The organism is Thermofilum uzonense (assembly GCF_000993805.1).
GTDB classification, from domain to species: Archaea; Thermoproteota; Thermoprotei; order Thermofilales; family Thermofilaceae; genus Thermofilum; species Thermofilum uzonense.
The window spans coordinates 1277998-1291653 of record NZ_CP009961.1 but is presented as its reverse complement, the minus strand read 5'-3'; the positions used below and the strand labels follow the sequence as shown (position 1 = coordinate 1291653).

Below are 13656 nucleotides of genomic sequence, written 5' to 3'. Positions count from 1 at the left end.
TTAAATAAAACGAATCTATTATAAAGAATTGATAAAAGTAGATTTGAAATTTTATTTTTTACTTAGTCTTTTCAAATTATCGCTAATTATATATGAAAGCTTTATTATAAACTAATATTGTTAAGTTAACGACAAGGTGGTAAAATGGTCTTATCAGGCTTGGGCTTGAACCGTCGCGATTTTCTCAAAATGGCAGGGACTACTGCTTTTCTAGCTTCGCTCAACTGGCGTGAGCTCGTAAAGCTTGCCGCGGCTCAGGCTCAAAGTGGGTCGATCAACATTGTATGGTTTGAGGCTCAAGACTGCGCAGGCAACACTACGGCTCTGATACAGGCAACTGAGCCTGACCTTATAGATGTTCTCGGCGGCTCTTTCTACCTCGTGGGACCCGGTAACGTGAAGCTGGTTTTCCACGAGACCGTGATGCCTCAGTGGGGTGAGAGTGCCCTTGACATCGCTAAGGCGGCGGCCGAAGGAAAGCTTGACCCGTTCGTCCTGGTGCTGGAAGGGAGCTTCCCACAGGATGAGAAGGCCGGAGGGCCTCCCGGAAGCGACTACTACTGTTTTATAGGGGAAGAGAACGGTAAGCCAATTAGCTGTGTAGAGTGGATGAGGAGGCTCCTACCCAGAGCTGTTGCCGTCGTGTCCATTGGCAATTGTGCCTCTTATGGCGGCCTTGTCGCAAACAAGGTTCTTGACAGGGTTCCAGGGCTACCCTCCTCAAGTTGGGGCGACAGCCCCACGGGAGCTGTGGGCTTCTTCGATGACCCCATCCGGGGGATCAAGGGACTTGTAAACCTTCTCCCAGAGGCGGAGCCATTCAGAAAATTCATATCAGGGCAGTGTAGCCTCGGTCCCGGAGAGATACGCCAGGATTGTAGGCCAGCGATGGCTGTGCCTGGATGCCCAGCTAACGGTGACGGGCAACTGAGGTCTCTTGCGGCTCTGGTGTTATGGGCCAAAGGGTTGCTACCCCTGCCGGAGCTGGACAGATACTGGAGGCCTAAATTTATCTACGGGCAAACTGTTCACGAGCAGTGTCCCAGGGCGGGTTCATACGCAGCAGGGGACTTCAGGGCATACCCGGGCGAGAACAGCTACAGATGTCTCTATGCGGTAGGCTGTAAGGGGCCTATCTCCAACTGCCCGTGGAACAAGCTGGGCTGGGTTAACGGCGTTGGAGGCCCTACGAGGACGGGTGGTGTCTGTATCGGGTGTACTATGCCCGGTTTTACTGACGCGTACGAGCCGTTCTACAAGCCTCTCCAGGCTCCACGTGTTCCCAGCGGCCTGGAAAGCGTAGCTGCGGTTGCCGCACTGCTCGCGGGTATCGGGCTAGCCTATGGTATATCTAAGGATATTGAAAGTAAGAAGGCAAGTTCATTAAAGGAGGTGGGGGGTGAGGCTTAATGAGTGTTAGGGAGGTTTTTATAGACCCTATTACGAGGATTGAAGGCCACCTTGCGCTGCGGGCTCTTGTGGATACGACTACAAGGAAGCCTAGTGAGGTATGGGTATACGCCACAATGTTCCGCGGTTTCGAAGTTTTTCTCAGGGGTAGACCGCCAGAGGACGCGATCCACATAACCTCGAGGATTTGTGGAGTGTGTGGAGCAAGCCACGCGAACGCGTCGATGCATGCCGTCGATATGGCTTACGGTGTTGTTCCAGAGCCTCTAGGCGTGGTGCTAAGAAACATGGCTTTCGCTATGACTGATCCCCTATACGACCACCCCTTGATCTTGAATATGCTCGGCGGGCCCGACTATAGCGAGCTCATAGTGAAGAAGCTGACACCCAGGGTATGGGCTGACGCTGAGAGGACTGATGCTCCTCACAGGGATATTCACGGGTTCTCAAAGATATCCGATATAATGCGTGCTTTAAACCCCATTGAGGGCAAGATATGGCAGCTGACCGTTAAATATCAGCGCATAGCTAGGGAGGGAGGTGTCTTAATATACGGCAGGCACAGCCACCCGAGCACTATAATTCCGGGCGGTATTTCTACTGATCTCACGAACGCAGAATACCTGCTTATAGGCTACACATATCGTTTGACAAAGTTAACAGCGTGGGCGAAATTCCTATACGCTATCTGGCAGGACATAACCTGGTTCTACGAAGAGTATGAGAACTACAAGGATCAAGGGCTAACCTATAGAAGACACAACATGGTTAGCGGTGGTGTCTTCGACGATCCGGAGGTTTATTCTTCTCTCGGCGAGACGCCTGAGGACATTTACAAGAACATCGACAAAGCCGCCTCAAAGCGTACCATTAAGCCGGGGGCATTCGTGAACGGCGAGCTAGTCACAAAGAGCTACAAGGAGATAAACCTGAGTATCATGGAACAAGTAGATAGATCCTTCTATGAAGACTGGGCAGGAAAGTTCCCATTATATACGGACAAGGATCCCGAAGGTAACCCGCTCCTATGGGGCAAGCAGGACCCAGCATACCATCCCTGGAACAAGATAACGATTCCTAAACCGGGCGCCAGGGACTGGAACGGAAAGTACAACTGGGCTGCAACAGTACGCTTTGTCTGGAAAGATGGTACAGTGGTTCCATTCGAGGTTGGGCCAATCGCAAGGTTAACGGTAACGGCCTACCAGCCAAACGATTTCGGCAGCGGGAACGGCGTATTGAAGGTTACCCTGCCTAGAAGCGGCGGCGCTGACGACCTACCGGCAAGTGTGGTGGAAGAGATGACCCTCGAGTGGAAGGCTCCACAATACTCCACTACGCTTCAAAGAGTCCTTGCACGAGCATTTAATGTGGTCGTGGACGTAGCTGATGCATGGCATAATGTCTTGAGAGCTGTAGAACTCGTCCGAAGCGGGAAGACAAAGACGTCTAGGCCATGGGTTGCCCCATCCCGAAGAACCTTTGGTGTAGGCTTCACGGAGGCGCCTAGGGGAACAGTCAGACACTGGGTTATACAGGAGGGAGGAAAGATCGTTAACTATCAGATACACGCGCCGACAACCGGCAACGTTTCACCCAAGGACAAGTGGGGCATGTCTCCCTTCGAGCAGAGCGTGGCTAACAGTGTCATCACAGAGGAAGTGCCTCCCGAGAAGTGGGAAGGTCTTGACTTTGTAAGGGCGATCAGGAGCTTTGACCCTTGCATAGCCTGTGCAGTCCATATACAGGTTGGGAACATAAAGACAATAAAGAAGATGATAGTGAGGTGAAAAAAGAATGGATCTCCTTGACATCGCGATATACCAAGCCCCCCCTATAGTCATAGCAATCTTCCTTTTGGGAGTAGGCTACCGGTTAGGGAAGTATGTCTTCCTATGGCGGGGTAGACCATCAGCTCCTAGGAGGGAAAGACCATTCCTTAGCCTGCTAGTGGGTCTAGTTTTCACTTTCCTGGATCCACTAATTCAAGGACTGAAGCGCAGGAAAAGCGACTTTATCGGCGGGCTAGTCCTGTTACATATCCTAGGAGTCATCCCCCTAATATTCCTATTAGCACAGCACGTAGCAATGTTTTCATACTGGTTCCCGCCATACTCGCTTCTCAAGCCCCTAGCTATACCATCTTCGATCACCTCATCGGATCTCGTCGTCTTGTCACACGTAACACCCGCCTCGGACATGTCCTGGACATTCGTCAACACGCTCTGGGGGCCATTGGTAGTGCTTCTCAACGGGGATCTGTTGGCAATACTTGCGATCCTGGGAGTCTCGTACAAGATAGGTGACAAGATAGTAAGGGCTTTTCACAGGCTAGGAAACACCCGTATAGGTGACTGGTATGCTTTAATCCTACTACTAGCCATACTCGTGACGGGCTTCATGGCTACTCATCATCTGCCTTCAGGTGAGATAGGGACTTATCGTTTTGTCCTCGGGACTCATATACTCCTTGCAGAACTCCTGGTCGCGACACTACCCTTCACCAAGTTCTGGCACTTCGTCTTCGGTTACTGGTACGGTAAGCTTCACGAGTGGTACGACCTTAAATTTAATAGGGGAGCACTATGAGTGGCTGGGAAAACTTCAACCCTGAGGAGGCTAAAGTCGCGATGGGCTCTGCTCTAAAACACCTTGACCCAGTTATGCTACACTTTTTCGAGAACTGCGTGAACTGTGGGTTATGCGAGGTCAACTGTCCATACACCGCGGCCGGTGAAGAGTACGGTCCAGTAGAAAAGGCTGAACTACTTAGGAAGCTTTACAGAGCCCAGGTACAAATTCTCCCAAGGATATTTCCTTGGCTCTTTGGAGCAGGACCGCCTAAAACCAAGGAGGAGGTCGATGAGTGGGTCGAGAAGGCCTACAGGTGCACAAACTGTGGGCTATGCTACGTTACATGTCCCTTCGGAATCCACAGCGGAGAAATGATAAAGGTACTTAGAGGGTACTTGGCGAGGGTTGGAAGGGTTCCCACCCTGCTTAAAGCCATGATAGATGCTGAAGCCTCGAACACCCTTCTAGAGAACAAAGGCCTAAAAGAGATTTGGAGTAATATGCTCGACAAGTTAAGGGAGGAGGGTGTGGAGTTCAACAAGAAGAACGCCAAATACCTCTATGTAACATCACTGGCTGAGGCCATGATGACACCGGGCTCCGTTATAGGCGCAGTTAAGCTCTTCAAAAAACTTGGGATAGACTGGACGATGTCTGACCAGCCGCTCTCGATGAGGGCTCCTATAGGGTCTTTGGCCGGGGACGATGAGGCGACACGTGTAGTGGCGAGGCGCATCTATGACTACATTAAGGATATGAATCCAGAGTACATTGTCTTGAGTGACGGAGGGTATCCTTATACATTCTTCAGGTTCGACCTTCCTAGAATCATCGGAGAGAAGCCGAGTTTCAAGGTTGTTCACATTGTGGAGCTTGTTGAGGAGGCACTGCATGAAGGCAAGATAAAGTTTAAGACGACCAGCGAGAGCGTCACATGGCACAGTCCGTGCAAAATGGGCCGTTTCGGAGGGCTTATCGAGGAGCCCGTGAAGGTTTTAAGCCAGGTTTCCAGCGGCTTCGTGAAGCTTGGGAGTCACGGTATATTCAACAAGTGTTGCGGGGGAGGTAGTTCGATAGCATGCATCGTGCCACCGACACAAGAGATGATGGAAAAGATTCTAGGTATGAGCCTTCAATTGACAGCCTCTGAGAAGTCTTTCCTCGACAAGCTGTACAAGGACATGCTCGTGGCAGGTAAGGCGAAGGTCGACGAGATTAAGGAAACGGGAGCATCAACAGTTGTAACGGCATGCGTCGGCTGCATGCATACTATCGGGATGACGACAAAGGCTTACGGAGTAAACGTAAAACTTAAGATGCTATCTGAGTTTCTCGCTGAAAATCTCGAGTAATTTTTTATTTTTTACCCTCCTTCATTGTTCATTTTCGAATTAATATTAAAAAATTTAACATTATATGTCCCTCAGCTGACAGCTGGAGCCATCAGCCGTTACAACTTTGCCATTAACCAGCCTGAAATAGGGCTCACGTTTAGAGTTTACCTCTTTTATTGCCTCCATTAGGGCATTTATTTTCTCGTCCCCGTTGAGGCTCGGAGTTCTAAGAATTGGAAGGATATTTACGGTGTTGTCGTTTCTATTGAGACAAGGCTTTAACTTTGCATCATGTGTTAGCCGTATCCGCGTACACTTCTGGCAAAAGAAGGGATTACAGAAGTTGGCCAATATCTCAACTCTGACACCGTTATTAAGGACATAGACAGGCCTGTTATGTAGTTCTCTCCTTTCAACTTTAACCGTCATACTCTCGATTAATGGAAGGATTTTTTCGACTGGAAAATAGATCTTGTCGAACTGTTCCTTTCCCCTACCAGTAGGTATAAGCTCTATTATGTTGACATTCGCCTCAAACCTAGACGCGAATTCGAGTAAGTCGCGTACCTCGTTGGCGTTCAGGGCTGTCAGTACAAAGTTAAGCTTTACAGGGACTCCGTGCTCCCTCAAAGCCTTTAACCCATCTATTACTCTGTCTCGTCCATCGACTCTGGTTATGACACGGTATTTTTCGACGCTCACCCCGTGGAAGCTCACATTTATCCTGTCTAAACCTGCCTCAGTCAGTTTTCCAGCATATTCGGATAGATAGAACCCGTTGGTTGTCATTGATACTTCCACGTCTTTTCCAAGTTGCTTAATGCGGGAGACAATCTCTGCGATATCCCGTCGAATAAGAGGTTCTCCACCTGTAAGTTTGAAAGACTTTATTGAATGCTTATAGGCAGCACTCGCTACAAGCTCTATATCGTCGGCTGTCAGCTCATCCGGGGTATTTTCTTCACCTTCTCGGTGACAGAATATACAGTTGTAGTTGCATTTACCTGTCACAGAGATTCTAAGGTTATTCAGGGGCCTGCCAAATCTATCGACAAGCAATCAAACACCATTACGAAACTATTCGGGAAAAGATTTAAGCGTTATGTTCAGCTAAAATAATGATAGAGGTATAACTAAAGTAGAGTCTTTTTTGATAATCTTGGTTTTATTATTAATACTTGTCTACTCGGTTTTTGAACCTAACGATTTGTTAGGTGGCTCCGCTACATCCCTTACGGATCTTCTCAAGAAAGATCTTCCAGTATTAATATAACTTTCTGTAGAAAATTTTAAAAGCCAAGACACGATCGCTTGAATCAAACATAACAATTGAAGCGGAATGCTTAAAAAATCACTTCTAAGAGAGACCACAATGACTCAGCAGGGATTTAAAAACAAACGTGCACTAGTCGGAACGACTGCACTTGTAGTTGTAGCCCTTTTCCTTGGAGTCATACTAGGATACTTTATAGCCCCTAGACAATCATCCTCAGCATCCACTCAGATAATAACGGTTCCTATAGGAGCACTTCTACCACTTACAGGAGACCTTTCATCCTTCGGTAAGAGAAACCAGCACGCCCTCGAGCTTGCGGTTCAGGATATTAATGCTTTCGCCGAGAGTGTTGGGTCTCCTTTCCGTTTCAAGCTTTTAGTCGAGGATACTGCTACTAGCCCTGAGCAGGCTAGGGCCAAGATACAGGTTCTAGCTGCTCAAGGCGTCCAGGCCATAGTTGGCCCCATGGCGAGTAGCGAGGTGAGCAGTGTTAAACAGTTCGCAGACGCCAACAAGATAGTTATAATTTCTCAGTCGTCAACGGCCCCCTCTCTAGCTATTCCGGGTGACTATATCTTCAGGGTGGTTCCCAATGATAACTATCAGGGTAGGGCCCTGGCCAGGCTTGTGTGGAGTAGTGGCTTCAAGTCTGCGGTCGTCATATACAGGAACGACGCCTGGGGCAAGGGGCTTTACGACTCCTTCACTGCTAGGTTCCAGGAGCTCGGCGGGAGGGTTGCAGGCATACCCTACGACCCCAACGCCCAGGACCTCTCAGGGGAGGCTGCGAGGCTCGCGCAGCAGGCCGCGGCCCTAGGCCCTGACACAGCAGTTGTGCTCGTGAGCTTCGAGGACGACGGGATAAGGGTGATACAGGCTGCAGCACAAAACCCCACGCTAGCCCACCTCAAATGGTTCGGAACAGATGGTTCCTCAGGCTCGTCTAAGATGGCTCAACAGATCGGAGACATTATCGTTTCCTTAGGAGGTCTTCCAAGCACCAACTGGGAGCCGGCTTCAAACCCGCTTCAGACAGCCTTTAAGGCCCGCTTCAAGAGTATTTACGGAGAGGATCCGGATGCTTATTCTATGAATGCTTATGATGCTGCCTGGCTAATAGCCCTAGCAGTAATGACGACAGGACAATACAACGGCGAAACAATAGCAAAAGCACTACCAACAATAGCACAACACTACTACGGAGTAACAGGAAACACAGCACTAGACCAAAACGGAGACAGATCAGCGGGAGACTACGCTGCATGGGCAATCGTAAAAACACAGGAAGGTTACAAGTGGGTCACCGTGGCAACATACACAACAGCTAGTGACACCTGGTCACCTGTGGGGAGCTAAGATGCTGAGTGAAGGACTACTAATGACTAGGAATGTTTCAAAAAGCTTTGGAGGAGTTGTAGCACTAAAAAATGTTAGCGTCTCAGTTAGGCCGCAAACCCTAACCCTCGTAATTGGACCCAATGGTAGCGGGAAAACGACGCTGATAAATGTCATAGGCGGGATCCTACAGCCGGACGAGGGACACGTGTATTTTTCCGGATTAGACATCACCAAACTTTCACCACATGAAAGGTTTCGGCTTGGTCTCGCACGCACTTTTCAAACCCCCCAGTTATTCACCAGTCTAAGTGTGCTTGAGAACGTCCTGGTCCCCGATAGAAGCTATTACGAAGAAAGAGTGATAGAGATACTTTTAAACAATGTTTGGAGGATAAAGGAAAAAGAGTATGTCGAGAAGGCGTTCAGCATTCTCCGTTTACTCAACCTTGATAGACTCTGGGATGCATCTGCACGCGAACTCAGCGGAGGTCAAATGAAACTCCTAGAACTTGCTCGTGTACTCATGAGCGACCCTAAGCTAGTCATCCTAGACGAGCCCCTAGCCGGAGTAAATCCATCCCTGGCAAATGAAATAATGGGGTATCTTACCAAACTGCGAAGCGGTCTCGGGACAACGTTCCTAATCATCGAGCACCGTTTAGACATAGCTCTGAAATATGTAGACCATGTGATCGCCATGCATCAAGGGCAAGTTATTGCCGAAGGATTACCGGATGAGATAGTGAAGCATCCGGCAGTCGTAGAAGCCTACCTGGGTGGCTAAGTTGGGATTACTAGTTGTCGAGAATCTCTCTGTTGGCTATGAAAAAATGGAGATTGTATCCGGTGTTAACTTTACCGTAGAGAAGGAAGAGATCTTTGTGATCGTGGGACCTAATGGTAGTGGAAAAAGCACCTTGCTAAAAGGCCTGTTTGGCCTCGTTAGGATTTTTGGGGGGAGAGTTATACTCGGGGGTCGCGACATAACACACCTTCCACCCTACAAGCGTTCTCTCCTGGGTCTAAGCTACCTGCCACAACTCGGAAACACCTTTGAAAGCCTTACCGTTTGGGAAAACCTCGTTCTAGCGGCACATGACCTGCCCCGAGACGAGTTTACGGGAAGGTTAGAAAACGTCCTAGAAATCCTCCCAGATATTAAACGCTTCATGAATAGGAAGGTTCATACGCTGAGCGGAGGTGAGCGGCAAATGTTAGCCCTAGCGATGGGGCTTCTCAGAAATCCCTTCCTACTTATGATGGATGAGCCTACAGCAGCCCTTTCACCTAAGCTAGCCTCGAGAGTTTTTCAACAAGTCCTCGAACTCAGAAAGAATCATGGTCTCTCGATACTATTAGTTGAACAAAACGCGCTGAAGGCGCTTGAAATTGGTGACAAGGCCCTCCTATTAGTCTCCGGACAGCCAAAGTTCTATGGCCCTGCCCAGGATTTATTAAAAAGCGAGGAGCTTGCCAGGCTCTATCTAGGAGTCTAAGCCGTATATGAGGGTTGGATTATGTTAGAAGAGATTTTTCTGAACGGCCTCATTTACAGTAACCTGCTAGCACTGCTCTCCATAGGATTGTCATTGACCATGCTAACCTCAAAGGTCTCAAACTTTGCGCAAGGTGATTTCGCAGTCGTTGGAATATATGCAGCCTATACAACAAGTCTACTCACGCGAGTCACGCCTTACATGCTTCTTCCAATAGCGTTTCTTGTCGGAGCTGCTGTAGCTGCAGGAGTATACTTGCTCGTGTTTGACAAGCTTAGAGGCAAGGCCAACCTAGTAACACTGATGATTGTCTCGATCGCGATTGACATCATCCTTAGAGCCTCAACCCAAATCTACGCAGACTTGCTTCAATCATCACTACACGTGTTTGGGAGAGGCTTCATATTCAACGACATAATGTATAATGTAGCCGGCACGAGGGTTAGCGGTGTTCTCATATACTCAACGGTAACAACCATTTTCCTGCTTGCTCTACTATACGTCTTACTCTTTAAGACTAAACTTGGTATCGCTATGAGGGCATCAATTGAAAACCCCTCTCTGGCAGAAACACTTGGCATAAATGTAAGAAAAGTCTTCACGATAAGCTGGGGCTTGTCAGGTGGGCTTGCAGCAGTTGCCGGGGTATTTTTACCCTTCAGAATGCCAGTAAACCCGGACACAGGATTCGCGATCCTACTTTCCATATTCGCAGCCGCTACTGTCGGAGGCATGACGAGTCTTGCAGGAAGTGTCCTTGGCGCGTATATCCTAGGCTTTTCAGAGACAGTCTTCACATTCTTACTCTCAAGCATTGGTTTAAGCACCGCGTACCGCCCGGCACTTGCCTTTACAGCTATAATTCTTACTCTCCTGGTAGCCCCAGGAGGACTATCATCGCTCTGGAACAGGAAAGGGTGAAAACTTGTGGACCTATTACTTTTCCTATTGGATCTCGGTGTTCTCTACAGCATCTACGCGATTCTAGCCATCTCTGTTGAAATAGAGTATGGTGAACTAGGCATACCAAACTTTGCCAAATCGGCTATGTATGCTCTGGGAGCTTACTCTGTTGGAGCTCTCGCGACACGCATAGGTGTATGGCTGATGGGCGTCACATGGCAAGGTGAGTTCAAGAATACAAGCTGGGTGTATGCGACTCTAGTCTCTTCAAATATTTCGAGAAATCCCTTGCTAGGGATAATCATCTTTGTGATTCCACTTATCGTGGCTTTGCCAATTGCAGCGTTCCTAGGGTTGATCGCATCCTATCCTGCGCTGAGACTGCGCGAAGATTACCTAGGCATAACCCTTATAGCCTTCAGTGAGCTGGTTCGGGTATTTGCTCGAAACTACGAGCCCTTGCTGGGCGGAACCTTTGGTGCTGGTGTACCCAATTTTCTTGCTTTTCTCCCTGTTCAGCTGAGAAGTCTTGCTTTCTTTGCCATTGCTATTGGTCTTCTGCTCTTGATATGGGCTTTATATTACAGGCTTACAACATCGCCCTTTGGAAGGGTGCTGCGCGCTATTCGTGATAACCAGGTGGCAGCTCAAAGCCTCGGCAGAGACATAGTTAAGATTAGGGCAATCGTACTTGTCATCGGCTCCATGCTGGCTGCCATTGCAGGGGTACTCTACGCCTTTTACGTAGGGTCTGTCAATCCCGATGATTTCACAGTTATGAAGACATTCATTGTTGTCTTGATGGTCGTTATCGGGGGTAAGGGAAGTCCTATGGGTCCTCTTGCCGGTGCTGGAGTATACATCGCTTTAGACAGATCCATAACGTTTCTAAAGCAGCAAGTAAGCCTACCCATCGACATAAACTATTTCTCGTATATCTTGTTCGGGGTTCTCCTAATCTCGGTTATAATGTGGCGTCCCGAGGGCCTTATACCTGAGAAACCTCCCCTAACAGTAAGCGGGTCTACCCTGGAGGTGCGCGAAAAACAAGGCTCTAGCTGAATTCGTCATTTGTTGAATATAGCTTTAGGAAATTGTTAAGTATTATAGTCTTTAATTATAAAAAGACTTTTAATACGATTACATGAATAGAATGGTGGCAATCATTGTCCAAGTCTTCCCTAGAATTATTACTCAGACCCGAATCTATAGCTGTTGTCGGCGCCTCTCGTAGTCCTGAAAAAATTGGTTACCAAGTTGTGCGGAATCTTCTAGAAGCCGGGTTTCCAAGGGAGAAGATATTTCCTGTGAATCCCCATGCAGATGAAATCCTAGGCCTGAAATGCTATAGGTCTCTGCTAGAGATCCCCTACGACGTTGATCTCGCCGTTATCGTCGTTCCAGCCCCCGCGGTTCCCGACATCATAGACGAGGCGGGCAAGAAAGGGGTGAAGGCCATAGCTGTGATAACTAGCGGGTTCAAGGAAATTGGTAACTACGAGCTTGAGCGAAAACTCGTCGAGGTCGCGCGTAAGTATAATATGCGTCTGCTCGGGCCGAATATAGTAGGAATATGTGACACCGTCAAAAATGTTAATGCAAGCTTTTGCCAGGGGCTTCCGAGCCGTGGAGAGATAGCGTTTATAACGCAGAGCGGCGCCTTGGGAATAGCGCTGGTAGGCTGGACTAAGCTTAAGGGTATAGGGTTATCGGATCTGGTAAGCTTGGGGAATAAAGCCGACGTGAATGAGATCGATCTTTTAGAGTTTTTCGAGGATGATAATCACACCCGTGTAATAACAGCTTATCTAGAGGGAATCGAAGATGGACGCCGTTTCATGGAGGTTGCCAGACGTGTGGTCAGGAAGAAGCCAATAATAATCCTGAAAGCCGGACGGGGTGCCAGGACAGCAGGTGCAATAAAGTCTCATACAGGCTCACTTGCGGGAAGCTTCGCAGCCTTCGAAGCTGCATTCAAGCAAAGCGGAGTGTTACTTGCTGACAGCTTTATCGACCTCTTCGACTGGGCTGTTGCGTTAGCGAAAAGCTACTTGCCTACTGGGCCAAACGTCGTTATCTTGACTAACGGTGGCGGAGCCGGTATAATGGCTACCGATGCCGCTGAAAACTGGAAAGTCAAGTTGATGGATATACCTGAGGATCTTGCTGGAAAACTAAGGAAACACATGCCACCTTTCGGCAGTGTTTTCAACCCCATAGATTTGACAGGCATGGCTGATGCTGAACAATACTATGGAGCTCTCAAAGACCTCCTGTTAGACACACGGGTGAATGCCGTAGCGGTTTTGTATTGTCATACAGCGATAACTAACCCGCTCGAGATAGCACAGGCCCTAGTGAGAGCTGTGAGAGAGACAGGAAGCAAGAAGACGATCGTGGCTTCCTTCATCGGGGGAGAAGAGGTAAGCAATGCATGTAGTTTTCTCACTGAAAACAACATACCATGCTATGAGTCACCCGAAAAGGCGATTGCGGCTCTCGGCATACTCTACAAGTATTCTAAGATTCGTGAACGGGTCGAGAAGAAAACACACATCAAGGTACAAGCGGATATTGATAAGGCACGTGAACTAATTTCGAGCGTTTTAAGGGAGGGCAGATATGTTCTAACACCTGCTGAGGCTGCAAGACTCGTGTCGTTCTACGGGATACCCGTTCTACAGAAAATCCTAGTAAGGTCACCGGAGGAGGCCTTAAGGACAGCCAGAGCTCTCGGCTATCCCGTGGTTATGGAGGTGGAGTCGCCGGACATCCTCCACAAGAGTGACATAGGTGGCATAATCCTAAACATTGATAGTGATGAGGCGGTTTTAGAGGCTTATAACAAGATCATGGATAACGTGGCTAAGAAAGCCCCCTCTGCTAGGGTGCAAGGCATAATTGTACGAAAGATGGCGGAGAAGGGTAAGGAGGTCGTTATTGGTATCCATCGAGACCCCGTCTTCGGGCCACTCGTAATGGTTGGGAGTGGTGGAGTACTAGTTGAACTGATAAAAGACGTAAGCTTCCGAATAGCTCCTCTCGCACTCGAGGATGCCGCCGAAATGCTTGAAGAGACCAAGGTCTACACTATACTGAAAGGCTACCGGGGCGAGCCCCCCTCAGACATAGACTCAGTTATCGACACCTTAGTGAAGATCTCTCAACTCGCCCTGGATATTCCCGAAATAGAGGACATAGACATCAATCCATTCTTCGTTTATGAGCAAGGTCGGGGAGCACTAGCAGTAGATGTGAAAGTTACCTTGGTGAAGCCAAGATAAATTATTGATTAGGTTAAATCATTATCCCAGTATTTTTAGTT

At 48.5% G+C, this 13656-nt stretch carries 11 protein-coding genes; 10 read left to right on the top strand and 1 reads right to left on the bottom strand.

Annotated elements, in window-relative coordinates:
- Positions 1–144 precede the first annotated feature (144 nt).
- Genes MA03_RS06645 through MA03_RS06630 form a run of 4 tightly spaced genes read left to right on the top strand, consistent with a single transcriptional unit; the run spans position 145 to position 5336 of the window.
- Positions 145–1410: an NADH-quinone oxidoreductase subunit B family protein gene (locus tag MA03_RS06645; protein ID WP_191118497.1), complete on the top strand. Its 1266-nt coding sequence runs from the start codon at positions 145–147 to the stop codon at positions 1408–1410.
- Positions 1410–3200, top strand: a complete 1791-nt coding sequence (locus MA03_RS06640) for a nickel-dependent hydrogenase large subunit (protein ID WP_052884511.1) — start codon at positions 1410–1412, stop codon at positions 3198–3200. The genes MA03_RS06645 and MA03_RS06640 overlap by 1 nt, the downstream gene beginning before the upstream one ends.
- Before the next feature lie 7 nt (positions 3201–3207).
- Positions 3208–3999 carry a hypothetical protein gene (locus tag MA03_RS06635; protein WP_052884510.1) on the top strand — a complete coding sequence of 264 codons (792 nt, stop codon included), beginning with the start codon at positions 3208–3210 and terminating at the stop codon, positions 3997–3999.
- Positions 3996–5336: a (Fe-S)-binding protein gene (locus tag MA03_RS06630; protein WP_052884509.1), complete on the top strand. Its 1341-nt coding sequence runs from the start codon at positions 3996–3998 to the stop codon at positions 5334–5336. The genes MA03_RS06635 and MA03_RS06630 overlap by 4 nt, the downstream gene beginning before the upstream one ends.
- A 60-nt stretch (positions 5337–5396) precedes the next feature.
- On the opposite strand, the gene moaA is transcribed toward MA03_RS06630, so the two are convergent.
- Entirely contained in the window at positions 5397–6377 is a 981-nt protein-coding gene (moaA, locus tag MA03_RS06625) for a GTP 3',8-cyclase MoaA (RefSeq protein WP_052884508.1), read from the bottom strand.
- A gap of 280 nt (positions 6378–6657) precedes the next feature.
- Here moaA and MA03_RS06620 point away from each other — a divergent pair, with 280 nt between their 5' ends.
- The 6 genes from MA03_RS06620 (at position 6658) to MA03_RS06595 (ending at position 13615) form a co-directional block, all read left to right on the top strand.
- Entirely contained in the window at positions 6658–7950 is a 1293-nt protein-coding gene (locus MA03_RS06620; RefSeq protein WP_052884507.1) for an ABC transporter substrate-binding protein, read from the top strand.
- A 1-nt stretch (position 7951) separates the two neighbouring features.
- Positions 7952–8716 (top strand): ABC transporter ATP-binding protein, encoded by a 765-nt coding sequence (locus tag MA03_RS06615; RefSeq protein WP_052884932.1) that lies wholly within the window; start codon positions 7952–7954, stop codon positions 8714–8716.
- The gene (locus tag MA03_RS06610) at positions 8709–9428 is read left to right on the top strand and encodes a branched-chain amino acid ABC transporter ATP-binding protein (RefSeq protein ID WP_236944857.1); all 720 of its coding nucleotides are present in this window, start codon (positions 8709–8711) and stop codon (positions 9426–9428) included. The genes MA03_RS06615 and MA03_RS06610 overlap by 8 nt, the downstream gene beginning before the upstream one ends.
- 21 nt (positions 9429–9449) lie before the next feature.
- Positions 9450–10349 carry a branched-chain amino acid ABC transporter permease gene (locus MA03_RS06605; RefSeq protein WP_052884506.1) on the top strand — a complete coding sequence of 300 codons (900 nt, stop codon included), beginning with the start codon at positions 9450–9452 and terminating at the stop codon, positions 10347–10349.
- Between the two features lie 6 nt (positions 10350–10355).
- Positions 10356–11393 carry a branched-chain amino acid ABC transporter permease gene (locus MA03_RS06600; protein ID WP_052884505.1) on the top strand — a complete coding sequence of 346 codons (1038 nt, stop codon included), beginning with the start codon at positions 10356–10358 and terminating at the stop codon, positions 11391–11393.
- Positions 11394–11497: 104 nt separating this feature from the next.
- On the top strand, positions 11498–13615 hold the full coding sequence (locus MA03_RS06595) for an acetate--CoA ligase family protein (protein WP_191118496.1): 2118 nt from the start codon (positions 11498–11500) through the stop codon (positions 13613–13615).
- Positions 13616–13656 lie beyond the last annotated feature (41 nt).

Bases quoted from the DNA above. Each gene is read 5' to 3' on its own strand.
- MA03_RS06645 (WP_191118497.1), top strand. From the start codon at position 145: ATGGTCTTATCAGGCTTGGGCTTGAACCGTCGCGATTTTCTCAAAATG.
- MA03_RS06640 (WP_052884511.1), top strand. From the start codon at position 1,410: ATGAGTGTTAGGGAGGTTTTTATAGACCCTATTACGAGGATTGAAGGC.
- MA03_RS06635 (WP_052884510.1), top strand. From the start codon at position 3,208: ATGGATCTCCTTGACATCGCGATATACCAAGCCCCCCCTATAGTCATA.
- MA03_RS06630 (WP_052884509.1), top strand. From the start codon at position 3,996: ATGAGTGGCTGGGAAAACTTCAACCCTGAGGAGGCTAAAGTCGCGATG.
- MA03_RS06620 (WP_052884507.1), top strand. From the start codon at position 6,658: ATGCTTAAAAAATCACTTCTAAGAGAGACCACAATGACTCAGCAGGGA.
- MA03_RS06615 (WP_052884932.1), top strand. From the start codon at position 7,952: ATGCTGAGTGAAGGACTACTAATGACTAGGAATGTTTCAAAAAGCTTT.
- MA03_RS06605 (WP_052884506.1), top strand. From the start codon at position 9,450: ATGTTAGAAGAGATTTTTCTGAACGGCCTCATTTACAGTAACCTGCTA.